At 69.4% G+C, this 22875-nt stretch carries 23 protein-coding genes; 13 read left to right on the plus strand and 10 right to left on the minus strand.

Going from position 1 to position 22875, the window contains the following annotated elements; translation table 11 throughout:
- Positions 1–9 precede the first annotated feature (9 nt).
- From ACFZBU_RS08350 to ACFZBU_RS08360, 3 genes are read left to right on the plus strand one after another with little or no spacing between them, the layout of a single operon-like run.
- A complete protein-coding gene (locus ACFZBU_RS08350) occupies positions 10–810 on the plus strand; it encodes a cytochrome c (protein ID WP_355542237.1) in 801 nt (266 codons plus the stop codon).
- The gene (locus tag ACFZBU_RS08355; protein ID WP_391582693.1) at positions 807–1892 is read left to right on the plus strand and encodes a Rieske 2Fe-2S domain-containing protein; all 1086 of its coding nucleotides are present in this window, start codon (positions 807–809) and stop codon (positions 1890–1892) included. The genes ACFZBU_RS08350 and ACFZBU_RS08355 overlap by 4 nt, the downstream gene beginning before the upstream one ends.
- The gene (locus ACFZBU_RS08360; protein WP_391582694.1) at positions 1892–3535 is read left to right on the plus strand and encodes a cytochrome bc complex cytochrome b subunit; all 1644 of its coding nucleotides are present in this window, start codon (positions 1892–1894) and stop codon (positions 3533–3535) included. Before ACFZBU_RS08355 ends, ACFZBU_RS08360 begins: the two co-directional genes overlap by 1 nt.
- Before the next feature lie 154 nt (positions 3536–3689).
- Here the strand turns inward: ACFZBU_RS08360 and ACFZBU_RS08365 are convergent, their stop codons facing one another.
- The 5 genes from ACFZBU_RS08365 to coxB form a co-directional block, all read right to left on the minus strand.
- Entirely contained in the window at positions 3690–4916 is a 1227-nt protein-coding gene (locus ACFZBU_RS08365) for an Ig-like domain-containing protein (protein ID WP_391582695.1), read from the minus strand.
- 235 nt (positions 4917–5151) lie between these two features.
- Positions 5152–6357, minus strand: coding sequence for an Ig-like domain-containing protein (locus ACFZBU_RS08370; RefSeq protein WP_391582696.1), 1206 nt, complete (start codon positions 6355–6357; stop codon positions 5152–5154).
- A 281-nt stretch (positions 6358–6638) separates the two neighbouring features.
- Complete coding sequence (locus tag ACFZBU_RS08375; protein WP_020553003.1) at positions 6639–7037, minus strand: cytochrome c oxidase subunit 4; 399 nt, start codon at positions 7035–7037, stop codon at positions 6639–6641.
- Positions 7034–8752 carry a cytochrome c oxidase subunit I gene (gene ctaD / locus ACFZBU_RS08380; RefSeq protein ID WP_391582697.1) on the minus strand — a complete coding sequence of 573 codons (1719 nt, stop codon included), beginning with the start codon at positions 8750–8752 and terminating at the stop codon, positions 7034–7036. The genes ACFZBU_RS08375 and ctaD overlap by 4 nt, the downstream gene beginning before the upstream one ends.
- A gap of 3 nt (positions 8753–8755) precedes the next feature.
- Positions 8756–9619: a cytochrome c oxidase subunit II gene (gene coxB, locus ACFZBU_RS08385; protein WP_360304925.1), complete on the minus strand. Its 864-nt coding sequence runs from the start codon at positions 9617–9619 to the stop codon at positions 8756–8758.
- Between the two features lie 235 nt (positions 9620–9854).
- Here coxB and ACFZBU_RS08390 point away from each other — a divergent pair, with 235 nt between their 5' ends.
- Positions 9855–11252 carry a cysteine desulfurase/sulfurtransferase TusA family protein gene (locus ACFZBU_RS08390; RefSeq protein WP_391582698.1) on the plus strand — a complete coding sequence of 466 codons (1398 nt, stop codon included), beginning with the start codon at positions 9855–9857 and terminating at the stop codon, positions 11250–11252.
- A gap of 90 nt (positions 11253–11342) precedes the next feature.
- On the opposite strand, the gene ACFZBU_RS08395 is transcribed toward ACFZBU_RS08390, so the two are convergent.
- On the minus strand, positions 11343–12320 hold the full coding sequence (locus ACFZBU_RS08395) for a carbohydrate kinase family protein (RefSeq protein ID WP_391582699.1): 978 nt from the start codon (positions 12318–12320) through the stop codon (positions 11343–11345).
- A gap of 179 nt (positions 12321–12499) precedes the next feature.
- Between ACFZBU_RS08395 and ACFZBU_RS08400 the strand changes: the two genes are divergently transcribed.
- Positions 12500–12712, plus strand: a complete 213-nt coding sequence (locus ACFZBU_RS08400; protein ID WP_391582700.1) for a hypothetical protein — start codon at positions 12500–12502, stop codon at positions 12710–12712.
- Positions 12713–12758: 46 nt separating this feature from the next.
- Positions 12759–13367 (plus strand): hypothetical protein, encoded by a 609-nt coding sequence (locus ACFZBU_RS08405; RefSeq protein ID WP_391582701.1) that lies wholly within the window; start codon positions 12759–12761, stop codon positions 13365–13367.
- A gap of 94 nt (positions 13368–13461) precedes the next feature.
- On the opposite strand, the gene ACFZBU_RS08410 is transcribed toward ACFZBU_RS08405, so the two are convergent.
- Positions 13462–13815 (minus strand): iron-sulfur cluster assembly accessory protein, encoded by a 354-nt coding sequence (locus ACFZBU_RS08410; RefSeq protein ID WP_020553010.1) that lies wholly within the window; start codon positions 13813–13815, stop codon positions 13462–13464.
- 195 nt (positions 13816–14010) lie between these two features.
- Here ACFZBU_RS08410 and nadA point away from each other — a divergent pair, with 195 nt between their 5' ends.
- The gene (gene nadA / locus ACFZBU_RS08415; RefSeq protein WP_391582702.1) at positions 14011–15195 is read left to right on the plus strand and encodes a quinolinate synthase NadA; all 1185 of its coding nucleotides are present in this window, start codon (positions 14011–14013) and stop codon (positions 15193–15195) included.
- A 100-nt stretch (positions 15196–15295) separates the two neighbouring features.
- Here the strand turns inward: nadA and ACFZBU_RS08420 are convergent, their stop codons facing one another.
- Together ACFZBU_RS08420 and ACFZBU_RS08425 are read right to left on the minus strand one after the other, a co-directional pair.
- The gene (locus ACFZBU_RS08420) at positions 15296–15574 is read right to left on the minus strand and encodes a hypothetical protein (RefSeq protein ID WP_391582703.1); all 279 of its coding nucleotides are present in this window, start codon (positions 15572–15574) and stop codon (positions 15296–15298) included.
- Complete coding sequence (locus tag ACFZBU_RS08425; protein ID WP_079026675.1) at positions 15571–16344, minus strand: PspA/IM30 family protein; 774 nt, start codon at positions 16342–16344, stop codon at positions 15571–15573. Before ACFZBU_RS08425 ends, ACFZBU_RS08420 begins: the two co-directional genes overlap by 4 nt.
- A gap of 187 nt (positions 16345–16531) precedes the next feature.
- Between ACFZBU_RS08425 and ACFZBU_RS08430 the strand changes: the two genes are divergently transcribed.
- From ACFZBU_RS08430 to ACFZBU_RS08440, 3 genes are all read left to right on the plus strand, one after another.
- On the plus strand, positions 16532–17137 hold the full coding sequence (locus ACFZBU_RS08430) for a DUF3043 domain-containing protein (RefSeq protein WP_391582704.1): 606 nt from the start codon (positions 16532–16534) through the stop codon (positions 17135–17137).
- Positions 17134–17904: a class I SAM-dependent methyltransferase gene (locus ACFZBU_RS08435; protein WP_391582705.1), complete on the plus strand. Its 771-nt coding sequence runs from the start codon at positions 17134–17136 to the stop codon at positions 17902–17904. Before ACFZBU_RS08430 ends, ACFZBU_RS08435 begins: the two co-directional genes overlap by 4 nt.
- Before the next feature lie 119 nt (positions 17905–18023).
- Positions 18024–19022 (plus strand): aldo/keto reductase family protein, encoded by a 999-nt coding sequence (locus ACFZBU_RS08440; protein WP_391582706.1) that lies wholly within the window; start codon positions 18024–18026, stop codon positions 19020–19022.
- A gap of 82 nt (positions 19023–19104) precedes the next feature.
- Here the strand turns inward: ACFZBU_RS08440 and ACFZBU_RS08445 are convergent, their stop codons facing one another.
- Positions 19105–19311: a hypothetical protein gene (locus ACFZBU_RS08445; protein WP_391582707.1), complete on the minus strand. Its 207-nt coding sequence runs from the start codon at positions 19309–19311 to the stop codon at positions 19105–19107.
- Positions 19312–19404: 93 nt separating this feature from the next.
- On the opposite strand from ACFZBU_RS08445, the gene ACFZBU_RS08450 reads away from it, so the two are divergent.
- The 3 genes from ACFZBU_RS08450 (at position 19405) to ACFZBU_RS08460 (ending at position 22760) form a co-directional block, all read left to right on the plus strand.
- A complete protein-coding gene (locus ACFZBU_RS08450; RefSeq protein WP_391582708.1) occupies positions 19405–20718 on the plus strand; it encodes a bifunctional adenosylcobinamide kinase/adenosylcobinamide-phosphate guanylyltransferase in 1314 nt (437 codons plus the stop codon).
- Between the two features lie 222 nt (positions 20719–20940).
- Positions 20941–21981 carry a nicotinate-nucleotide--dimethylbenzimidazole phosphoribosyltransferase gene (locus ACFZBU_RS08455; protein WP_391582709.1) on the plus strand — a complete coding sequence of 347 codons (1041 nt, stop codon included), beginning with the start codon at positions 20941–20943 and terminating at the stop codon, positions 21979–21981.
- Complete coding sequence (locus ACFZBU_RS08460; RefSeq protein ID WP_391582710.1) at positions 21978–22760, plus strand: adenosylcobinamide-GDP ribazoletransferase; 783 nt, start codon at positions 21978–21980, stop codon at positions 22758–22760. Before ACFZBU_RS08455 ends, ACFZBU_RS08460 begins: the two co-directional genes overlap by 4 nt.
- Positions 22761–22875: the final 115 nt, after the last annotated feature.

The raw sequence follows: 22875 nt of genomic DNA on the forward strand, positions 1-22875 counted from the left end.
GGGTTTTCCGTGAAAAAGCTCTCCGCGCGGCGACGCCACCCCTTGGCGGCGATCGTCGTACTCATCTTCGCGCTCGCGGCTACCGGGGGGCTGTACGCCGCGTTCGCGCCTGCCAAGAAGGCGGAGGCCGACGACTCCGCCTCCATCGCGGTCGAGGCGGGCAAGAAGCTCTACCTGAGCGGATGTTCGACGTGCCATGGGCTGGACGCCCAGGGTTCCACCGACGGTCCCTCCCTGATCGGCGTCGGCGCGGCCGCCGTCGACTTCCAGGTGTCGACGGGTCGAATGCCGCTTCAGCAGCCCGGCGCGCAGGCGCCGCGTAAGCCCGAGGTCTACACCCCGGCGCAGATCCAACAGCTGTCCGCGTACGTGGCCTCCCTCGGCGTCGGGCCCAAGATCCCGACGGCGAACATGTACGCGCCCGACGGCGACATCGTCAACGGCGCCGAGCTGTTCCGCACGAACTGCTCGCAGTGCCACAACTTCTCCGGTGAGGGCGGCGCCCTGACCGAGGGCAAGTACGCCCCGCCGCTGAAGGACGTGGACCCGAAGCACATCTACGAGGCCATGCTCTCCGGCCCGCAGAACATGCCTTCGTTCCCGGACAGCACGATGCCCGAGCAGCAGAAGAAGGACATCGTCACGTACGTCCACGAGACGACCAAGAAGGAGCCGAACCCCGGCGGCCTGGGTCTCGGCCGCCTCGGCCCGGTCTCCGAAGGCCTGTTCGGCTGGATCATCGCGCTCGGTCTGCTCATCGGATGCGCGATCTGGATTGCCGCCCGGACCCCCAAGGCCAGGACCAAATGAGTAGCCAGGACAAGTCTGAAGTGCCTGAAGAGCACCTGCCCGAGGTACACACCTCGGCACATGTTCCGGCGGAAGGCGACCCGTTCGCCGACCCCGGCCTGCCGGCTCACGAGCCGCGCGTCACCGACATCGACGAGCGGGCCGCCAAGCGTGCCGAACGTCAGGTCGCGTTCCTGTTCGTGATCTCGATGTTGTCCACGATCGGTTTCATCTGGGCGTACGTCGGCATCGACAAGCACCGCATCATCGACATCTTCTTCTTCGGGAAGATCGGTGCCCAGAACCTCGCGCTCGGCGGCTTCCTCGGCCTCGCGCTGTTCTGCATCGGCGCCGGCGCGATCCACTGGGCGCGCACGCTGATGACGGACGAGGAGATCGTCCAGGAGCGGCACGAGCTGGCCTCGGACCCCGAGGTCCGCGAGTACGCGATCCGCGAGTTCGCCCAGGGCGCCGCGGACTCGGTGATCGGTCGCCGGCCGCTGATCCGGCGCACGATGATCGGCGCGATGGCCCTGGTGCCACTGTCCGGCGTGGTGCTGCTGCGCGACCTCGGTCCGATGCCCGGCACCAAGCTGCGGCACACCGAGTGGAAGCCGGGCGTGGAGCTCATCAACGAGGCGACCGGCCTGCCGATCAAGCCGGACGACATCGTCAAGGGCTCGCTGACCATGGTGCTGCCCGACGGCCTGGTCGAGAAGTACGGCCCGGCCGGCGAGAAGGAGGAACTCTCGCACGGCTGGTTGGAGAAGGCGGGCATGTCCGCGGTCCTGGTCGTCCGGCTGGAGCCGGAGGACATCAAGTCCAAGAAGGAACTGGACTGGGGCTACGAGGGCATCGTGGCGTACTCGAAGATCTGCACCCACGTGGGTTGCCCGATCGGCCTGTACGAGCAGCAGACGCACCACCTGCTGTGTCCGTGTCACCAGTCCACCTTCGACCTGGCGGACGACGGCAAGGTCGTGTTCGGCCCGGCCGCGCGCTCGCTGCCGCAGCTGAAGATCCATGTGAACGAGGCGGGTAACCTCGCCGCGACACAGGACTTCGCCGAACCGGTCGGCGCGAGCTTCTGGGAGCGTGGCTGATGTCGAGCGAACAACCCAAGGGCGGGGCGAACAAGAGCACCCCGATTCCCGACAACGCCGCCGTGCGCGCGGCCGACGCGCTGGACGGTCGGCTGGGCATCTACGGCGCGGCGAAGAAGAACCTGCGCAAGGTCTTTCCGGACCACTGGTCCTTCATGCTCGGTGAAGTGGCGCTGTACAGCTTCATCATCCTGCTGCTGACCGGTGTCTTCCTGACGCTGTTCTTCAAGCCGAGCATGCAGGAGGTCGTCTACGACGGCTCCTACGTGCCGCTGCAGGGCATCCACATGTCCCAGGCGTACGCGTCGACGCTGGACATCAGCTTCGACATCCGCGGTGGCCTGGCGATGCGCCAGATCCACCACTGGGCCGCGCTGATCTTCGTCTCGTCGCTGTTCGTGCACATGTTCCGGATCTTCTTCACCGGAGCGTTCCGCAAGCCGCGCGAGATGAACTGGCTGTTCGGCTTCCTGCTGCTGGTGCTGGCCATGGTGAACGGCTTCACCGGGTACTCGCTCCCGGACGACCTGCTCTCCGGTACCGGTCTGCGGATCGCCGAGGGTGTCGTCCTGGCCATCCCGCTGGTCGGCACCTACCTGCAGTTCTTCCTGTTCGGCGGGGAGTTCCCGGGCGAGGACATCGTGCCCCGCCTGTTCACCATCCACGTGCTGCTCGTCCCGGCGATCATGGTCGGCCTGGTCACCGTGCACCTGATCCTGGTCTTCTACCAGAAGCACACCCAGTTCCCCGGCCCGGGCAAGACCGAGAAGAACGTGGTCGGCCTGCCGCTGCTGCCGGTCTACGCGGCCAAGGCCGGTGGCTTCTTCTTCATCGTGTTCGGCATCACCGCCGCCCTCGGCGGCATGGTGCAGATCAACCCGATCTGGGCCTACGGTCCCTACAACCCGGGTCAGATCACGGCGGGTTCCCAACCGGACTGGTACATCGGGTTCCTCGAAGGTTCCCTGCGCATCATGCCGAACTGGGAATGGAACATCTGGGGCCACACGCTCAGCTTCAACGTGCTGATCCCGTCCCTGATCGTGCCGGGCGTGTTGTTCACGTTCCTCGCGATGTACCCGTGGATCGAAGGCTGGATCACCGGTGACAAGCGCGAGCACCACCTGCTGGACCGCCCGCGCAACATGCCGGTCCGCACCGGCCTGGGCGTCGCCTGGATCGTGTGCTACGGCGTGCTGTGGGTCTGCGGTGGCAACGACATCATCGCGACGCACTTCCACCTGTCGATCAACACGATCACCTGGGTCGGCCGCTTCGCGTTCTTCATCGCGCCCGTGCTGGCCTACCTGGCCACGGTGCGGATCTGCAAGGGTCTGCAGCGGCGCGACCGGGACAAGGTCCTGCACGGTCGCGAGACCGGCGTGATCAAGAAGCTCCCGCACGGCGAGTTCATCGAGATCCACGAACCGCTGGACGCCGGGGTGCGGCACACCCTCACCGCCCACGAGCAGCCGAAGCCGTACGAGCTGGAGCCGGCCGAGGACGAGAACGGCGTGGCCCGCAAGGTCACGCGTGCGCAGAAGCTGCGTTCGAGGATGTCGCACTGGTACTTCGCCGAGCCGATCGAGAAGCCGACGGCCGAGGAGTACAAGGAACTGACCAGCGGACACGGTCACCACTGACGCGACCGGGGCCGGGCTGCTGACGCCACATCGGCACGACCCGTAGGACGCGCAGGAACGCCGAAGGGCCCCACCGGATCTCCCGGTGGGGCCCTTCGCGTTGCGCCCCGCAGACGGCCGTACAGCGCTTTCGTGAGGGCGACGGTCGGCGGGCTCAGAGCGGCCGGGCGGTGGACGGGCCGGCCGCGCTGTGGGTCAGCCACTGCGCCCAGTCCAGATTCCACTCGCCGTAGCCGTTGCCGATCGGCTCCATGGTCTTGGCATCCCCCGTGTTCACCACGGTGACCACGTCGCCGACCTTGACCTGGTCGTAGAACCACTTGGCGTTCTGGTCGCTCATCCCGACGCAGCCGTGGCTCACGTTCTCGCTGCCCTGCGCGCCCACCGACCACGGCGCTGCGTGCAGGAACTCGCCGCTCCAGGTGACCCGGGTGGCCCACGAGACGTCCAGCCGGTAGCCGTCGCTGCTGTCCGCGGAGATGCCCACGGTGGTGCCGTCCATCAGCACGTGCGGGGCCTTGCCGAGCACCACCTTGGTGCCCGAGCGGGTGGTGAAGCCGGGCTTGCCGGTGGTCACCGGCACCGTCTTGATGTCGGTGCCGTTGCGCCTGACCGTCATCGTGTGCGCCGCGGCGTCCACGGTCGCGACCACGGAGTCGCCGACCATGAAGCCGACCGCCGCGCCCGGGCCGCCGAACACGCCGTTGCCGAAGTCGACGCCGAGCAGGCTTGTGGTGACCGAGACCCTGGTGCCCACCGGCCAGTAGTCCCTGGGCCGATAGCGCACGGTCTTGTCGTCCACCCAGCCCCAGGCGCCCTCGACCGGCGTGGAGGCGGACACCTGGAGTCGCTTCTCCACCTCGGCGCGCTGCGCGGGATCGGTGACCGGCTTCTCCAGCGTGACGGAGATCGGCATGCCGATCCCCACCGTGGTGTCGGCCTCCGGCAACACCGAGTCCACCCGCCGCTCGGCGTCCGGCGCGAGCGTGGTGAACGTCTCGGTGCGGGTGGCGGTCAGCCCGAACGCGTCGACCGCCAGCGCGGTCAACCGGTAGGTGGTGCTGTACGCCAGCGGTTCGGAGTTCGACCACGACGCGTCACCGGCCGCGTTGCCGCCGGCCACCGGCTTCCCGTCGGGGCCGGTCAGGCTCACCGCGTACAGCCGCCCCTCGCTCGCGGTGACGGTGATCGGCCTGCCCGGCTGTGCGGGTCGGTCCGGGCGCACGTCCACCGCGAGCCGGGCCACGCTCTTGGCGGGCCGCTCGATCTCGGCGCCCCGCTGCTTCTCCCAGGTCCCGCATCCGGTGACGAAGGCGAGCGGCAGCGCCGGTGTGAGCGCCCAGCAGATCCAGCGGAGGCGAACAGTCCTGTCCCGATTCACTCTCGACCTCCAGCCGTGCTCAACGAACGCGGTCTGCCCGTGCTCGTCGAGCACGGGCGGCGCGGAGTTGTTGCATCGAGAGTGGCCGGGAGCATCCCGCTTTATTCATACAAACGCACAAACCGCCCGATCGCGTGATGCCGACCACCGGTCGGATCGCGCGATCGGGCGATTCGCCCTACCGTGTGAAACTTCGTGCGGGGAACCTCTTACCGGAACCCTTTTGTGTGGAGCCTCAGCCGGCCGGAGTGCCGGTCGCCCCGGCGCCCAACGCGCTGCCCTTGACCCAGGTCGCCCAGTCGACGTTCCAGCCGCCGAGTCCGTTGCCGGGCTTGACGGTCTTGTCGGTGCTGTTGACCACCTCGACCGGGTCACCCTGGGTGACCAGATCGAAGAAGGTCTTGGCGTTCGAGGCGCCCAGCCCGATGCAGCCGTGGCTGTCGTTCTGCCGACCGAACTTGCCCTCGTTCCAGGGCGCGCCGTGCGCGTACGTGCCGGACGCGGTCAGGTGCACCGCGTGGCGGACGTTCTTCATGTTGTAGGCGTCGCCCAGACCGACGGTCTCGGAGTCCATCGTGATGCCGTCCACCTTGTCCAGGACGACCATCGTGCCGCCCCAGGTCGGGTAGTTGGGGCCGCCGGCCGAGATCGGCAGGTCCTCGACCTGGGCCCCGTCCTTGGTGACCACCATGTGCTTGGACTTGAGGTCCGCGGTGGCCACCATCGAGCGCCCGATGGTGAACTTGATGTCCTTGGTCTGCTTGCCGTAGACGCCCGGCGCCGCCTTCGCGCCGGTCAGGTTCGCCTTGAGGTTGACCTTCGTGCCACTCGCCCAGTACTTCTCCGGGCGGTAGTCGATCCGGTCGCTGCCGTCGAGGTCCTTGAGCCAGGACCAGGAGCCCTGCACCGCGGGCTCGGAGACCACCTTGAGGTTGCGCTCGATCGCGGCCTTGTCCTTGATCGGCTCGTTGAACTTGAGCGAGATGATCGCGCCGACACCCCACGTGCTGTCCGGCTCGATGTTGAAGTCGGCCACGAACGTGTCGTCGGCGGCCTTGGTGTTGAACTTGCTCTGCGCGGTGACCTCGGCGCCGTCGGCGTTCGCGGCCTTGGCCGCCACCGTGTAGGCACCGCCGTTGGCCAGCGGTGCGGCCGGCTTCCAGCCGATGCCGTCGGGGCTGATCTGCCCGTCCACCGTCTTGCCCTTGGCGTCGGTGACCACGACCGAGGTGAGCTTGCCGCCGGTCGCGTCGACCTTGAGGACGCCGTCCGTCTCCACGCTCTTGGTGCCGTCGGCGGGCGTGATCGCGATGGTGGCGGGTGCGGCCGCCGCCTTCTTGTTGGAACCACCGCCGGAACCGCCGGAGTTGCCTCCGGTCCCGCCGGGTCCGGTCTTGCCGCCGTCGGACGAGCAGCCTGCGATGAATATGAGCGGCGCCACCATGAGTCCCGCGAAGAGGCGTATGCCGCCGCCCGCTGCCCCCGTGCGCGATGCTCCGTGTATCCGGGGCACGCGTGTTCCTCCCTCGTCCTGGAACTCCCTTGCGTCCATTTGACGCGCCGACCCCCGGTCCGGGTTGCCACAACCGGCGAACGGTCACACACCGGTGACAATCGAGGGTCGTCGAGGAGTCCTCTGTAGATATCACACAAGGCCGATCACCCATTCGGGTGATCGGCCTTGTGGCGAAACCGTATTGCGAAGGTTGCGAATCGGTAGCGCTAGTAGCGCTGGTCCGCACCCCGGTAGAACTCGAAGACCCAGCCCCAGACACCGATCGCGACGATCGGCGCGGCGAACATCGCCAGCCACCAGCCGAAGATGACGCCCAGGAAGAGCAGGGCCGAACCGACCCCCAGCATCAGCGGCTGCCAGCTGTGCGGGGCGAAGAAGCCCAGCTCGCCGGCGTCGTCGGCGATCTCGCCCTCTTCGTTGTCCTGCGCGAGCAGGTCCATCCGGCGCGCGGTGAAGATCAGGTAGAACCCGATCATCAGCGACAGACCGAAGGTCAGCGACAGCGCGGTGGTGCCGGTCGGGTCCTCGGAGAGCACCCAGTAGATGATCGTCACCGGCAGCAGGAACACGGCCAGGACGGCGAACAGGACACCGTTGAACTTCACTTCTCGGCTCCCTTCGCCAGCTCGGGCGATGCCTCGGAACGCTCGTCGGTGAGGTACTCCAGCGCGGCGATCTCCGGGTGGTGGAGGTCGAACGCGGGGGCCTCGGAACGGATCCGCGGAATGCTCGTGAAGTTGTGCCGAGGCGGCGGACAGGAGGTCGCCCACTCCAGCGAACGGCCGTAGCCCCACGGGTCGTCCACGGTGATCTTCTTGCCGTACTTGTGCGTCTTCCAGATGTTGTAGAAGAACGGCAGGATCGACAGACCCAGCAGGAACGAGCCCAGGGTCGAGATCGTGTTCAGCGTGGTGAAGCCTTCCTTGTCCAGGTAGTCCGCGTACCGGCGGGCCATGCCCTCGGCACCCAGCCAGTGCTGCACCAGGAACGTGGTGTGGAAGCCGATGAACAGCGTCCAGAAGGTGATCTTGCCCAGCCGCTCGTCGAGCATCTTGCCGGTGAACTTGGGCCACCAGAAGTGGAAGCCCGCGAACATCGCGAACACCACGGTGCCGAACACCACGTAGTGGAAGTGCGCCACCACGAAGTAGGTGTCGGAGACGTGGAAGTCCAGCGGCGGCGAGGCCAGGATGACGCCGGTGAGGCCACCGAACGCGAAGGTCACCAGGAAGCCGACGGTCCACAACATCGGTGTCTCGAAGGACAACGAGCCGCGCCACATGGTGCCGATCCAGTTGAAGAACTTCACGCCGGTCGGTACGGCGATCAGGAACGTCATGAAGGAGAAGAACGGCAACATGACCGCGCCGGTCGGGAACATGTGGTGCGCCCACACGGTGACCGACAGGCCCGCGATCGAGATGGTCGCGGCGATCAGGCTCTTGTAACCGAACATCGGCTTGCGCGAGAAGACCGGGATGATCTCCGACACGATGCCGAAGAACGGCAACGCGATGATGTACACCTCGGGATGGCCGAAGAACCAGAAGAGGTGCTGCCACAGGATCGGTCCGCCGTTGGCCGGATCGAAGATGTGGGTACCGAACTTGCGGTCGGCCTCCAGCGCGAACAGCGCCGCGGCCAGGACCGGGAACGCCATCAGGACCAGGACCGAGGTCAGCAGCACGTTCCAGCAGAAGATCGACATCCGGAACATGGTCAGACCGGGCGCGCGCATGCAGATGATCGTGGTGATGAAGTTGACGGCGCCGAGGATGGTGCCGAAGCCCGACATCGCCAGACCCATGATCCACATGTCGCCGCCGATGCCCGGCGAGCGGACCGAGTCGGACAGCGGCGCGTACGCGAACCAGCCGAAGTCGGCGGCACCCTGCGGGGTGATGAAGCCGGCCACCGCGATGATCGAGCCGAACAGATAGAGCCAGTAGGCGAACATGTTCAGGCGCGGGAACGCGACGTCGGGCGCGCCGATCTGCAGCGGCATGATCCAGTTCGTGAAGCCCGCGAACAGCGGCGTCGCGAACATCAGCAGCATGATCGTGCCGTGCATCGTGAACGACTGGTTGAACTGCTCGTTCGACATGAACTGCGTACCGGGGCGGGCCAGCTCCGCGCGCATGAGCAGCGCGAGCACACCACCGATGCAGAAGAAGACGAAGGAGGTGATCAGGTACATCGACCCGATCGTCTTGTGGTCCGTGGTCGTCATCCACTTGATGACGATGTTCCCGGGCTCCTTGCGGCGGACCGGCGGGGGTCCGTCCGGGGCCACGGTCTGTGGCTCACTGAGGATTGTCACTCGTCACTTCTTCCCGTGCGCTTCAACGGGGGCCGGCTCGTTGATCTTGCTGCGCAGCTCGCCGGTCTGGCCCTTCGCGGCCAGCTCCTTCAGGTGCTGGACGTATTCGGCCTTGTCCACGATCTTCACGTTGAAGAGCATGCGCGAGTGGTCCACACCGCACAGTTCGGCGCACTTGCCGCCGTACGTGCCCTTCTTCGTCGGGACGACCTCGAACTTGTTCGTTCGGCCCGGGATGATGTCCTTCTTGTACAGGAAGTTCGGGACCCAGAACGAGTGGATGACGTCCGGCGAGGTCAGGTCGAACCGGACGGACTCCTTCACGGGCAGGTAGAGCGTCGGCGGCTTGCCGGGCGTGCCCTGCTCGTAGACGTCGACCGTGCCGTCGGCCGGGTCGCCCTTGTAGTTGAAGGACCAGCTCCACTGCACGCCGACCACGTTGATCACGTTGTCGGGGTTCTTGGAGAGTTCTTCGAGCTTGGTCTCGTCACGCGCGGTGAAGTAGAAGAAGACCGCGATCATGATGCCGGGGATGACCGTGTACAGAACCTCGATGGGGAGGTTGTACCGCGTCTGCGGCGGGATCTCGATCTTGGTGCGCGACCGGCGGTGGAACGCGACGCTCCACAGGATGAGCCCCCACACCACGGCCCCGACGATCAGCGCTGCAATCCAGGCGCCCTGCCAGAGCGACAGGACTCGCGGACCCTGCTCGGTGACAGGGTTGGGCAGGCCGAGTCTCGGCAGGTCCTTGGAATCGACGGAGCAGCCGGTGGCGGTCGCAATGACGAGGCCCAGAGCCAGCAGCTGCGGCACCCTGCGCCGCATCCAGCGCCGCGGCGAGCGGTCGGAGCCGTAGGGACTCACGTAGCGCCTTCCCGAATGTCTCGCCCGCGCGCGAGTCAAGGTGGGGAACTTTTCTTCCCTGGCGACCCGTTGCGCGGACAGGTATGGATGTTTCTGCGGGCCAAACCCTACTCCAGCCCTATTCGGGTCGCGCGCGGAGGTCTGGTGTGGCGGGCCGGGTAGATGTAGCGGTGCGTCCGTTCGGGCGAACGGCCCGAACGAGCCCGGGATTCCGGTATTGGCTACCGTCCGACCCATGGCGTATTTCGACGCGGCCTCCACCGAACCACTGCACCCGGCTGCGAAAGCGGCCTTCCTGAGCACCCTCGACGAAGGCTGGGCCGATCCGGCACGCGGCTATTACGACGGTCGACGAGCCCGAATGCTGCTCGACGCCGCGCGGGAGACCGTGGCTTCCGTGTTGGGCGCCCGATCCGACGAAGTGTCATTCACCACATCCGGGACACAGGCGGTCCAGTTGGGCATGCTCGGCGTGCTCGCCGGCCGCCGCCGGGTGGGCGCGCATCTGGTCGTCGGCGCGGTCGAACACTCTTGTGTACTGCACACCGCGGATGCCCACGCGGCTCGTTCGGAGCAGCGCGGAACGGTCGCGGAAATCACCCGGACGGGGGTGGACCGTACGGGCCGACTCGACATGTCGGCGTTCGCCTCGGCACTTCGTTCGGATACCGCACTCGCGTGCGTGCAAAGCGCCAACCACGAGGTGGGTACGGTGCAGCCGATCGCCGAGGTGGTGACGGCGTGTCAGGAGGCGGGCGTGCCCCTGCTCGTGGACGCCGCGCAGTCGGTGGGCCGGATGTCGGTGCCGGACGGCTGGTCGGTGTTGACCGCGAGTGCCCACAAGTGGGGCGGTCCGCCGGGAGTCGGCCTGCTCGTGGTGCGCAAGGGCACCCGCTACGCGTCGGCGCTGCCCTACGACGAGCGCGAGGCGCGGCGGGTGCCCGGCTTCGAGAACGTGCCGGCGATCGTCGCGGCGGCGGTCGCGCTGGGCGCGGTGAGCACCGAGTCGGCCGACGAGGATCGGCGGTTGTCCGCGCTGGTCGATCGCATCCGCACCCGCGTTCGGGAGACCGTGCCCGATGTCGAGGTGGTCGGCGATCCGCTCCACCGACTCCCGCACATCGTCACGTTCTCCTGTCTGTACGTCGACGGCGAGGCCCTGTTGGCCGAGTTGGACAAGGCGGGCTTCGCGGTGTCGTCGGGTTCCTCGTGCACGTCCTCGACGCTGACCCCCAGCCATGTCCTGGAGGCGATGGGCGTGTTGTCCCACGGCAACATCCGCGTGTCGCTGCCGCGGGGCACGGCCGAGGCCGAGGTGGACCGCTTCCTGGCCCTCCTCCCGGGCCTGGTCGCCCGGCTCCGCGCGGTGGTCGCGCACACCCCCGCATCCGCGCCGACGGCGACCGGGACCGGCGTGATCGTCGACGCCCTCGGCCGCCGCTGTCCGATCCCGGTGATCGAATTGGCCAAACGCATCCTCGACGTCGAGGACGGCACGCTGGTCACGGTCCTCTCCGACGACGAAGCCTCGGCCCTCGACATCCCCGCATGGTGCGAAATGACCGGCCACGAGTTCATCCGCACCGACCCCCACCCCCAGGGCCACGCCTACGTGGTCCGCCGCCGAACCTGACCCCCGAGCGCCGGCCGGGCCGAACCACCGGCCCGGCCGGCGCTGGTGGCCAACCTCGCGCCACCTGCCCGAGTGCCGCCGGACCCGAGGTCAGGTCGGAATGTGCGCCGCAACCTCGGAGGCCGCCGCATCCCCGTACGCGCGCGCAAACCGCCCCAGGAACGAGGTCCGCCGCAGCGAATACTCCTGCGTCCCGACCGTCTCGATGACCAGCGTCGCCAGCATGTTGCCGACCTGCGCCGACCGCTCCAGCGACAGCCCCCACGAGATCCCGGACAGGAACCCGGCCCGGAACCCGTCGCCCACACCCGTCGGATCGACCTTGGCGTCCTCCGCGGGGCACGGCACGACGATGGCCTCCGCGCCCTCCTGCTCGACCTTGACCCCGCTCGGGCCCAGCGTGGTGACCCGCACGCCGACCTTCTTCAGGATGTCGGCCTCGGACCAGCCGGTCTTCTGCACGATCAGCGCGCTCTCGTACTCGTTGGTGAGCAGGTACGCGGCGCCGTCGATGAGCCGACGGATGTCCTCGCCCTCCATCCGGGCGAGCTGCTGCGAGGGGTCGGCCGCGAACGGGTAGCCGCGATCGCGGCACTCGTCGCTGTGCCGCAACATCGCCTCGGGGTCGTTCGCGCCGATCACGACCAGGTCCAGGCCGCCGACCCGGTCGGCCACCGGCCGCAGTTCGATCTCGCGGGCCTCGCTCATCGCGCCGGTATAGAAGGACGCGATCTGGTTGTGCTCCTCGTCCGTCGTGCAGACGAACCGAGCGGTGTGGTGGGTCGGCGAGATGTGCACGGACTCGGTGTCCACGTGGTGGCGATCCAACCACGAGCGATAGTCGACGAAGTCCGCCCCGGCGGCGCCGACCAGGATCGGCGACAGCCCCAGGCACCCCATCCCGAAGCAGATGTTCGGCGCGACACCGCCACGCCGGATGTCCAGCTTGTCGACGAGGAAGGACAACGAGACCACGTGCAGCTTGTCCGAGACGAGCTGGTCGGAGAACCGACCGGGAAATGTCATGAGGTGGTCGGTGGCGATCGACCCGGTCACGGCAATGCGCATGGCGCGTGTCTCCTATGTGGAGGACGGGGAGAGTGGCGTACGGGAGGTACGAGAAAGGGAAAACTCGCACACGTTATCCCACCTCGGTCGTGTCTCCCTCGAAAACTACCGGTCGGTAGACCGTGCCGTCACGCTCCGTGCGACTTACGCTGAAGATCCCCGGTACAAGGAGTCGTGAAATGTCCCCGATGCCCGTGATGCCGTCCCAGGCCGAGCCCGAGACGCTCGACGACCTGCGCGGTGACTGCCGTCACATCGACGCGTCGTGGACCACTCCGGGCCCGGAACGCATGCCCACCAAGGCCGCGCCCGCCGGTTCGCACGCCCCCGCCACCGACGTTCCCGCGCACGGCGCGACGCTCGTGGCCGGCATGTCCGAATACGGCGACTGACCACCGCCCGGGGGAACCGCGCCGGCTCGACCCGCGTCGAATCGTCATGCGTACCCACGGTGAGCACGACGAAGGAATTCGACCCGAACCCACCGCACGCCGGCGGCCGTTGGTCGTCGGGCTCGCGATCGTCGCGGTGCTCGGCATCGGCGGCGGCACCTGGGCGGTGCTCGGCGACGACGGGTCGCCTCGTTCCGATACCGCCGACCGGGCCGGCTCCGCGGCGACCCGGCCGGCCGCACCATCCGCCGACCCCGCGCAGGGCCGACCGAGTGCGCCCGCGTCCGCCAACGGCGCGGGCCCGGACACCTCGACGTCGTCCCCGAACCTGTCGCCGGGCACCCCGCACACCTATTACCCCGCCCAGCAGGACACCCGGTTCAGCCGCTACACGGTGGCCCCGGACGGCCGCACGCTGACCGCCTGGCTGTGGGGCGGTCAGTGCGAGACCGACCGCCTCCTGGTCGCGAGCGAGTCGGCGACGCAGGTCGCCATCCGCGTGGAGGTCACCCGCACCGGCGACGTATGCACGGAGATGGCCGTGGAGAACAAAGCCGACGTGACGCTTCCCACACCCCTGGGCACCCGCACACTCGTCGACGCCGAGACCGGCGCCCGCATCACACCGGGCGGCAATCCCTTCTCGGCCGGTTGAGACCGGCGCCCGACCGAGCCCGCGCACGACGACGCCGCGCCGACCCTTTCGGGTCGACGCGGCGTCGGAGTTCAGCGGGGTGCGAGGCGGCGAATCAGTGGAACGAGTCGCCACACGCGCAGGAGCCGGCCGCGTTCGGGTTGTCGATCGTGAAGCCCTGCTTCTCGATGGTGTCCACGAAGTCGATCGTGGCGCCGCTCAGATACGGCGAGCTCATCCGGTCCGTGACGACCGAGACACCGTTGAAGTCGGCCACGACGTCGCCGTCGAGCGAACGCTCGTCGAAGAACAGCTGGTACCGCATGCCGGAACAACCGCCGGGCTGGACGGCCACGCGCAGCGCGAGATCGTCGCGACCCTCTTGCTCCAGCAGAGTCTTGACCTTGGCCGCCGCCTCATCGCTGAGGAGGATGCCACCGGTCTTGGTGGTCTCGTCCTGGACAGTCATCTGCAAGCTCCCACGTGGTGGTTCGTCAGTCGTACGCCACTTCCACCCTCGGCAACCGACGGTGGCTCGGCCCTATTCCCACATCATGCTTCGGGCCCTCGCGTTTTACTCATGGTCGCACACCCCCACTCTCGTCAGCCTGACACGAACAGGATAGGATTATTAGTGTCAATTAGACGAGAAGAGGTGCGCGCCGTGACCGCGACACACGATCTGGACCTGCCGCCCGGGGTGCAGCCGACGCCGCTCGCGCTGCTGATGCTCGGGCGCGCCGCCGACCCGCGCAGCGAACGGGGCGTCGAGTGTCCCGGCGACCTGCCCTCGCCCTCCGACCCGGACCTGGTGGCCCGGGCCCGGGCGGCGAAGGAGCGGCTCGGCGACAAGGTGTTCATCCTGGGGCACCACTACCAGCGCGACGAGGTGATCGAATTCGCCGACGTGACCGGCGACTCCTTCAAGCTCGCGCGCGAGGCGGCGGCCCGTCCGGACGCGCCGTACATCGTCTTCTGCGGTGTGCACTTCATGGCCGAGAGCGCCGACATCCTGACCTCCGACGAGCAGCAGGTGATCCTGCCGGACCTGGCCGCGGGCTGCTCGATGGCCGACATGGCCACCTCGGAGCAGGTCGAGGAGTGCTGGGACGTGCTCGCCGACGCGGGCATCGCCGACGTCACCGTGCCGGTGTCGTACATGAACTCGTCGGCCGACATCAAGGCGTTCACCGGCCGCAACGGCGGCACGATATGCACGTCCTCCAATGCCAAGCGGGCCCTGGACTGGGCCTTCGAGCAGGGCGAGAAGGTGCTTTTCCTGCCCGACCAGCACCTGGGCCGCAACACCGCGGTGCTGGAGATGGGGCTGAGCCTGGACGACTGCGTGCTGTACAACCCGCACAAGCCGGGCGGCGGCCTCACCCGTGAGCAGCTGCGCGCGGCGAAGATGATCCTGTGGCGCGGACACTGCTCGGTGCACGGGCGGTTCGACGTGAGCTCCGTAGAGGAGGTGCGCGCCCGGATCCCCGGGGTCAACGTGCTCGTGCACCCGGAGTGCCGGCACGAGGTGGTCACCGCGGCCGACTACGTCGGCTCGACCGAATACATCATCAACACGCTGGACGCGGCCGAGCCGGGTTCGGCGTGGGCGATCGGCACCGAGCTCAACCTGGTCCGCCGGGTGGCCGCGGCGCACCCCGACAAGCAGGTCGTCTTCCTGGACAAGACGGTGTGCTTCTGCTCGACGATGAACCGGATCGACCTGCCGCACCTGGTGTGGGCGCTGGAGTCGCTGGTCGAGGGCAACGTGGTCAACCGGATCCGGGTGGACGCGGAGACCGAGAAGTTCGCCAAGGTCGCGCTCGACCGCATGCTGGCCCTGCCGTAGCCGCCGGCCGGCGCTGCCCTGACGCATGAGCGGGCGGTGTGCCCCGGGAAGCTTCCCGGGGCACACCGCCCACACGCAGCACGGAGGAGCGGTAGTCGCGTCAGCCCGGGATCAGACCGTCCGCGCTCAGCATCTTCCTGACCTCGTCCACATGTGCGTCCTCGGCCGGCAACAGCAGGTCCGAGGGCACGATCTCGTCATCCGGCACCGCGGTGCCGACCTCGCGGACCTTGGACAGGAGCGCGGTCAACGCCGCGCGGAAGGCGGCGTCCTCGCCGCTCTCCAGCGCGACCTGAAGCTCGTCGTCGAACCGGTTGAGCACATCCAGGTGCTCCGCCGCGACGTCGAGCTGGCCCTCACCCACGATCCGCACGATCATGTGCCGTCTCCCTGCTTGTCGAAACGCGGCCGGGGCTGTCCGGGGCCGATCGCCGGCGGCGGGGTGCCACCGGAGAGCTCGGCCTTCATCCGCTCCAGCTCCAGTTCCACGTCCGACGTGCTGGACAAACGCTCCAGCTCCGCGGTGATGTCGTCCTTCGCCATCCCGGTCGGGTCGTCGAGCGCACCGGAGGCGAGCAGCTCGTCGATCGCGCCCGCCCGGGCCTGCATCTGCGCGGTCTTGTCCTCGGCCCGCTGGATCGCGAGCCCGACGTCGCCCATCTCCTCGGAGATGCCGGCGACCGCGCCGCCGATCCGCGCCTGGGCCTCGGCGGCCGTGTAGGTCGCCTTGATCGTCTCCTTGCGGGTACGGAACGCGTCCACCTTGGCCTGCAGTCGCTGCGAGGCCAGGACGAGCTTCTCCTCCTCCGCCTGGAGGTTCTGGTGTTGGGTACCGAGGTCCGAGATCTGCTGCTGCACACCCGAGCGGCGCATGAGCGCCTCGCGGGCCAGATCCTCGCGACCGAGCGCCAGCGCCTTGCGGCCCTGGTCCTCGAGCTTGCCCGACTGCTGCTGCAGACCGGTCATCTGCAATTCGAGCCGCTTGCGGGAGGTCGCCACATCGGCCACGCCCCGGCGCACCTTCTGCAACAGCTCAAGTTGCTTCTGGTACGAGTAGTCGAGCATCTCGCGTGGATCCTCGGCCTTGTCGAGGGCCTTGTTGGCCTTCGCACGGAAGATCATCGCCATTCGCTTCATTACACCGCTCATGGGCCTCGCGTGCCCCCTTCGTAGGCAACCCGTGCTGCTCCCTGAAGCCTAAATGCCCAAGCGACCTTGTGGCAGCAGGGCTTTGCCTCACTTGACGTGTTCCCGCCCGTGAGAGTTCCGCATCCATCTCGCACCGGATCCGGGGAGCCTTGAAATGTCGGCCGGCTCCAACACGTAGGCTTTGAGCGTGTTCCGACGACGTTCCCACGCAGAGCCCGAGACCGCCGAGCAGTCCCTGGAGCGTCTCCAGGGTTCGCAGGCCGTCCGGGACCCCCAGGCCCCCAAGGGCCGGCCCACGCCCAAGCGCAGCGACGCCCAGGCCAACCGCAGGACCAAGGTGTCCGTCGCCAAGGACCCCAAACAGGCGCGCAAGCAGGCGCGGATGCGGATGCGCGAGGAGCGCGAGGCGCAGCGCCAGGCGCTGCTGACCGGCGACGAGCGGGCGCTGCCGGCTCGGGACCGGGGACCGCTGCGCCGGTTCGCCCGCAACTACGTCGACGCGCGCTACACGGTCGGCGAGTTCTTCCTGCCCTCGGCCGTGATCATCCTGATCCTGAGCATCCTGCCCAGCCTCGCGGTGAAGAACTTCTCGCTCTTCCTGTGGATCGCGGTGATCCTGCTGATCATCCTCGACTCCATCCGGGTCAACCTGGGCTTGAAGAAGGCCCTGCGGGCGAAGTTCCCCAAGGAGAACCTCAAGGGCGTCACGCCCTACGCACTGATGCGCAGTCTCCAGCTCCGTCGGCTGCGGCTGCCCAAGCCGCAGGTCAAACGAGGCGAGAAGGTCACATGACCACGATCACCGGGCTGACCGGCGACCTGCACACCCAGGTCCGTCGCGAATTGGTGGCCCGCCAGTTGGCCGAACACATGACGCGACTGCGCGACCGGGGCCCGCTGCGGGTCCTGGACGTCGGCTGCGGACCGGCCTCGCCCGGCATCCTGCTCGCCCGCGCCGGACACATCGTCACGTCGGTGAACACCGACACCGACGTGCTCACCCAGCTGCACGAGGACCTGGTCCACGAGGGCGCCGACGTCCAGGGCCGGATGCGCCTGGTCGAGGGGGACGGCGCCGAGGCCGGCCGGCACTTCCCGCCGGGCAGCTTCGACCTGGCCATCTGCCACGACGTGCTGGAGGCCCAGCCCGAACCGGACGGCATGCTCGCCGCGCTGGCCCGGATGATGACCCAGGGCGGGCTGATCTCGGTCACCTCGCGCAATGCCGGCTCGTTGGCGATGCGCGCGGGCGCCGCGGCCCAGTGGACCGCGACGCTCAAGGGCCTGTCCGCGACCACGTACCCCAACCCGGCCGGCGGCACGTTGCGGGCGGATACCGTCGAGGGCCTGTGTACGGTGCTCGCCGACCTGGGCGCGCCGGTGCTGGACTGGTACGGAGTGGGCGTCTTCAGCGGTCTCCAGCCGGACGACGCCGAGCCGCCGCGCGGCCAGAAGGCCTGGACGAACCTGCTCGCCTGCGAGGAGGACGCGTCCCGCCGCGATCCGTATCGGCTGATCGCGCCGATCCTGCACCTGGTCGGCGAGAAGACCGTGCGCTGAGCAAGGGTCCTCGCCGGTGACGGTGCCCCGGGTCGACCGGTGGCGCCCGGGGTCGGTGGGAGTGTTGTGGGCGGTGGTGCGGCCGTGGCCGCGTGGGGGGCCCGACATAGGGTGTTCGCATGGAATTCCGACACCTCGGCCGCAGCGGTCTCGAAATCAGCGAGATCGCCTACGGCAACTGGCTCACCCATGGCTCCCAGGTGGAAGAGGACGCGGCACTCGCCTGTGTCCGGGCCGCGCTCGACTGCGGGATCACCACGTTCGACACCGCCGACGTGTACGCGGAGACGCGCGCGGAATCGGTGCTGGGACGGGCGCTGAAGGGCGAGCGCCGCGAGGGCCTGGAGATCTTCACCAAGGTTTACTGGCCCACCGGCCCCGGTCGCAATGACCGGGGCCTGTCGCGCAAGCACATCCTGGAGTCGATCGACGGTTCGCTGTCCCGACTCGGCACCGACTACGTCGACCTCTACCAGGCGCACCGCTTCGACTACGCGACGCCGCTGGAAGAGACCATGTCGGCCTTCGCCGACGTGGTCCGCTCGGGCAAGGCGCTGTACATCGGCGTCTCCGAGTGGAATGCCGAGCAGATTCGCGCGGGCGCCGAACTCGCCCGCGAGCTGCGGGTGCCGCTGATCTCCAACCAGCCGCAGTACTCGATGTTGTGGCGGGTGATCGAGGCCGAGGTGGTGCCGACCTCCGAGGAGCTGGGACTGGGCCAGATCGTCTGGTCGCCGATCGCGCAGGGCGTGCTCACCGGCAAGTACCTGCCGGGCCGACCGCCGCCGGCCGGATCGCGCGCCACCGACGACAAGGGCGGCCAGGACTTCGTGTCCCGGATGCTCACCGACGACGTGCTCACCCGGGTGCAGCAGTTGCGCCCGCTGGCCGACGAGGCCGGGCTCTCGCTCGCCCAGCTCGCCGTCGCGTGGGTGCTGCAGAACCCGAACGTGTCCGCGGCGATCATCGGCGCGTCCCGTCCGGAGCAGGTGCACGAGAACGTCAAGGCGGCCGGCGTCACGCTCGACGAGGGGCTGCTGACCAAGATCGACGTGATCCTGGACCCGGTGGTCAGCCGGGACCCGGCGCTCACCCTGAGCCCGACGACGCGCCCGTAGCGCTCGCTTGGGATGATGAGAGGCGCGGCCTCCGCCGGACACGGCTCGGCCGCGCCTCTCGCATGCTCGGTCGCGTGAGGGGTCAGCCCTCGGCGGCGCGCAGGCTCATGTGCTCGTAGACCACGGCATCGTCCTCCAGCAGGCTCACCTGTTCGATGCCGGCCTCGAGCAGGTCCTTCCAGGTCTCGCCGAGCCAGCTCTCCGCGTCCGACTGGTTCGTGAAGTCCTCCGCCTGCGGTCCGTCGACCGGGGCACCGTCCGCGTCCTCATACCGCCACACCCACGACATGTCGGGCTCCTCACCTCGGGATCTCGGACCGTCAAAAGACCTGCACAGTAGATCAAGCCCGACCACCTCATAGCCAGGAGCACGACGACACCCATGGAGCTGACGCTGCTCGGCACGGCCGGTCCCAAGGGCTGGCCCCAGCCGTTCTGCACCTGTGCCTCCTGTCTGGGGTGCACCGGTCCGGTGGTGCGCGGGCCCGCCTGCGTGCTGCTCGACGGCACACTGCTGCTCGACTGCGGGCCCGAGCCCGCGCACGCGGCCGCGCGGGCCGGACACCCGCTGACCGGGGTGCGGCGACTGCTCCTGAGCGGTCCGGCCGAGTCCGCGCCGCTGGCCTGGCTGCCCGCGGCCGGGCTGGTCGAGGTGGTCGCGCCGTCCGGGCCGCCGGCCTGGCTGCCCGCGCCCCCGGCGGGCGGACCGCAGTGGCGACAGGTCGCCGAGGAGGACACGTTCGAGCTGGACGGGCACCGCATACGGGTGTTGCCGGGTGGTACCCCCGGGCGTGTCGCCTACGAGGTGACCGGCGCCGACGGAACCCGGCTGCTGTACGCGCCGCCCTCCGCGCTGCCGCCCGAGGCGGAGGCGACCCGGGCCTGGACGCGCGAGGGCGGGCACTACGACGTTGTGCTCCTGGACGTGGTCTCGTGGCCGGAGCGACTGGCCACGCTGCGCCGCGACGGTGCGGTCACCGAGGACACCGACGTGCTGGCGATACACCTGTCGCACGAGTCGCCGCCGGGCGAGGAACTGCATCGTCGGCTGGCCGCGTGGGGGGCCCGCGCGGTGCCCGACGGCGGCCTGGTCCGGGTCGGCGCGGACGCCTCGCCCGCGCCGCGTCCGCATCGCACCCTGGTCCTGGGCGGCGCCCGCTCGGGCAAGTCGGCGGAGGCCGAACGCCGCCTGGCGGCCTGCCCGGACGTGCTCTACGTGGCCACCGGCGGCACCCGCGAGGGCGATTCCGAATGGGCCGAGCGGATCGCGCTGCACCGCGATCGGCGCCCGGACACCTGGAGCACCGCCGAGACGGTCGAGTTGACCCGGCTACTCGCCGAGGCCCGACAACCGCTCCTGGTGGACTGCCTGTCGTTGTGGCTGACCGCGGTGATGGACGCGCACGGCGCGTGGGACGACGCCCGGTGGGCGGCGGGGGCGCGCGAGGCGGTACGGGCCGACATCACCGCATTGGCCGCCGCCTGGCGGGCCTGCCGGGTCCCGGTGGTCGGCGTCAGCAACGAGGTCGGCAGCGGCGTGGTGCCCCCGACTCCGGCCGGCCGCCGCTTCCGCGACGAACTCGGCCGACTCAACGCCACCGTCGCCGGCGAATCCGACGAGGTGCTGCTGGTCGTCGCCGGCCAGGTCCTCACCCTGCGCAGCCTCCCCCGCCGGGCAAGGCACGCGGCGTCGTAGCCGGCAGGCACCCTCGTCGGGACCGACCCGAAGGCCCGGCCGGCTCCCCCGCCGGGCGCATCCGCCGCCTGCGCACCCATCGCACGCCGCGGGCGGTACGGGCCGAGGGACCAAAGGCGCCGAAGCGGCCGGAGCGGCCGGGCCACGACCCGGACCCGCCGAGCCGGGACCGCGGCGCCGGACCCGTCGCCGCCCGCCCGACCGCACAACTACCCTGACCGGGTGACAATCGACCTCGACTCCCTGGCCGCACAGGTGGAGCGCCCCGACGACGACGCCCGTGCCCGCGTGCGCGAACACCTCATCGCCGTGACGGGCGCGCCGAACGCCTACGGCCGACTCGAAGATCTCGCGATCTGGTTCGCCTCGGTCCAGGGCGGCAAGACCACCGCGCCCATCGGCGCACCCCGCGTGGTGCTGTTCGCCGCCGACCACGGCGTCGCCGCCCACGACGTGTCGGTCCGCCGTCCGGGCTGGACCGCGCGCGAGGTCCTGGCCACCCTCGACGGCACCTCGGCCGCGGCCACCTTCGCGGCCACCGTCGGCGCGCCGGTCCGGATCGTCGACATCGCCGTCGACGCCGAACCCGACGCGTTCCCCGAACATGTCTCGCGGGACCGGATCCGCCGCGCGTCCGCGCCCGTGGACACCGCCGACGCGCTCGCCCCCGGCGAGGCCGAGCGGGCGTTCGGGATCGGCATGGCCACCGCCGACGCGGAGATCGACTCCGGCGCCGACATGTTGCTGCTCGGCTCGCTGGGCGCTGCCGCGACCACGCCGGCGGCCGTCCTGATCGGTGCGCTGACCGGCATGGACGCGGCGGCCGTGATCGGTCGCGGCTCCGGCATCGACGACGCGACCTGGATCCGCAAGTGCGCCACCATCCGCGACGCGCTGCGCCGGGCCCGGCCGGTGCTGGGCGACCCGATGCGGCTGCTCGGCGTCTCCGGCGGGGCCGACTTCGCGGCGATGACCGGATTCCTGCTCCAGTGCTCGATCCGGCGTACCCCCGTGCTGCTGGACGACGTGGCCACCGCCGCGTCCGCGCTGGTCGCGCAGCGCATCTCGTACCGCTCCCCCGACTGGTGGCTGGCCGGCCACGTCACCCCCGAGCCGGGGCACGTCAAGGCGCTGGACCGGCTGGCCCTGGAACCCGTCCTGGACTACCGGGTCAGGGGCGGCGAGGCGGTCGGCGCACTGCTCGCGCTGCCGGTGCTGCGCGCCGCGGTCGACCTGGTGGCCCGGGTGCACCCCGCCCCATGAGCGCGGGTACCACCTCGGCCGGTCTGCGCCTGGCGTTCGGCATCCTGTCGGTGATCCCGGTCCGGGTCGATCGGGTGGACCGCCCGGTGGCCGGCCGGGCGATGGCCTGCGCACCGCTGGTCGGCCTGGTCCTGGGCGGCCTGGCGGCCGGTGTGCTGGCGCTCGCCGCGTGGGCCGGCACCGGCGCGTTCACCGCCGCGGCACTCGCGGTCGGCACCCTGGCACTGCTCACCCGCGGGCTGCACCTGGACGGCCTGGCCGACACCGCCGACGGCCTCGGCTCGGCCAAGCCCGCACCGGACGCGCTGCGGATCATGAAGGCGTCCGACATCGGCCCGTTCGGTGTCCTGAGCCTGTTGTTCCTGGTGTCGATCGAGATCGGTGCGCTGGTCCGGCTCCAGCAGCACGGCTCGGCCCCGGCCGCGGCGGGCCTGGTGCTGGCCGTGGTGACCGGCCGCACCGCGCTGTCGCTCGCCTGCGGTCCGGGGGTGCCCTCGGCCCGGCCGGACGGGCTCGGCGCGATGGTCGCCGGCACCGTCGGGCGCGGTGTGCTCCTGGCCTGGTCGCTGGTCCTGCTCGCGGCCGCCGGGCTGTACGGCGCGATCCAGGGTCCGGCCGAAGGACTGCGCGCACTCGGCGCGGCAGCCGCCGGACTCGCCGCCGGCGCCCTGCTGTTGCGGCACACCGTCCGCCGATTCGGCGGGATCACCGGCGACGTGCTGGGCGCCGTCGTGGAGATCTCGGGGTGCGTCGCGCTGCTGGTCGTGTCCACTGGCTGAGACGTTTGCCGGGAAGGCGTGAAATGCTGACCGCGAACGTATCTTCCATACGGCTCGTCACCGCTCGACGAGGCATCCCGAGCAAGGATCGCCGCGTCGGTGCCCCACCGATCGT

Source organism: Embleya sp. NPDC008237 (genome assembly GCF_042956465.1).
Taxonomy (GTDB): Bacteria; Actinomycetota; Actinomycetes; order Streptomycetales; family Streptomycetaceae; genus Embleya.

Bases quoted from the DNA above. Each gene is read 5' to 3' on its own strand.
- ACFZBU_RS08355 (WP_391582693.1), top strand. From the start codon at position 807: ATGAGTAGCCAGGACAAGTCTGAAGTGCCTGAAGAGCACCTGCCCGAG.
- ACFZBU_RS08360 (WP_391582694.1), top strand. From the start codon at position 1,892: ATGTCGAGCGAACAACCCAAGGGCGGGGCGAACAAGAGCACCCCGATT.
- ACFZBU_RS08390 (WP_391582698.1), top strand. From the start codon at position 9,855: ATGGCGTATTTCGACGCGGCCTCCACCGAACCACTGCACCCGGCTGCG.
- ACFZBU_RS08395 (WP_391582699.1), bottom strand. From the start codon at position 12,320: ATGCGCATTGCCGTGACCGGGTCGATCGCCACCGACCACCTCATGACA.
- ACFZBU_RS08400 (WP_391582700.1), top strand. From the start codon at position 12,500: ATGTCCCCGATGCCCGTGATGCCGTCCCAGGCCGAGCCCGAGACGCTC.
- ACFZBU_RS08405 (WP_391582701.1), top strand. From the start codon at position 12,759: ATGCGTACCCACGGTGAGCACGACGAAGGAATTCGACCCGAACCCACC.
- ACFZBU_RS08410 (WP_020553010.1), bottom strand. From the start codon at position 13,815: ATGACTGTCCAGGACGAGACCACCAAGACCGGTGGCATCCTCCTCAGC.
- ACFZBU_RS08420 (WP_391582703.1), bottom strand. From the start codon at position 15,574: ATGATCGTGCGGATCGTGGGTGAGGGCCAGCTCGACGTCGCGGCGGAG.
- ACFZBU_RS08425 (WP_079026675.1), bottom strand. From the start codon at position 16,344: ATGAGCGGTGTAATGAAGCGAATGGCGATGATCTTCCGTGCGAAGGCC.
- ACFZBU_RS08435 (WP_391582705.1), top strand. From the start codon at position 17,134: ATGACCACGATCACCGGGCTGACCGGCGACCTGCACACCCAGGTCCGT.
- ACFZBU_RS08440 (WP_391582706.1), top strand. From the start codon at position 18,024: ATGGAATTCCGACACCTCGGCCGCAGCGGTCTCGAAATCAGCGAGATC.
- ACFZBU_RS08445 (WP_391582707.1), bottom strand. From the start codon at position 19,311: ATGTCGTGGGTGTGGCGGTATGAGGACGCGGACGGTGCCCCGGTCGAC.
- ACFZBU_RS08450 (WP_391582708.1), top strand. From the start codon at position 19,405: ATGGAGCTGACGCTGCTCGGCACGGCCGGTCCCAAGGGCTGGCCCCAG.
- ACFZBU_RS08460 (WP_391582710.1), top strand. From the start codon at position 21,978: ATGAGCGCGGGTACCACCTCGGCCGGTCTGCGCCTGGCGTTCGGCATC.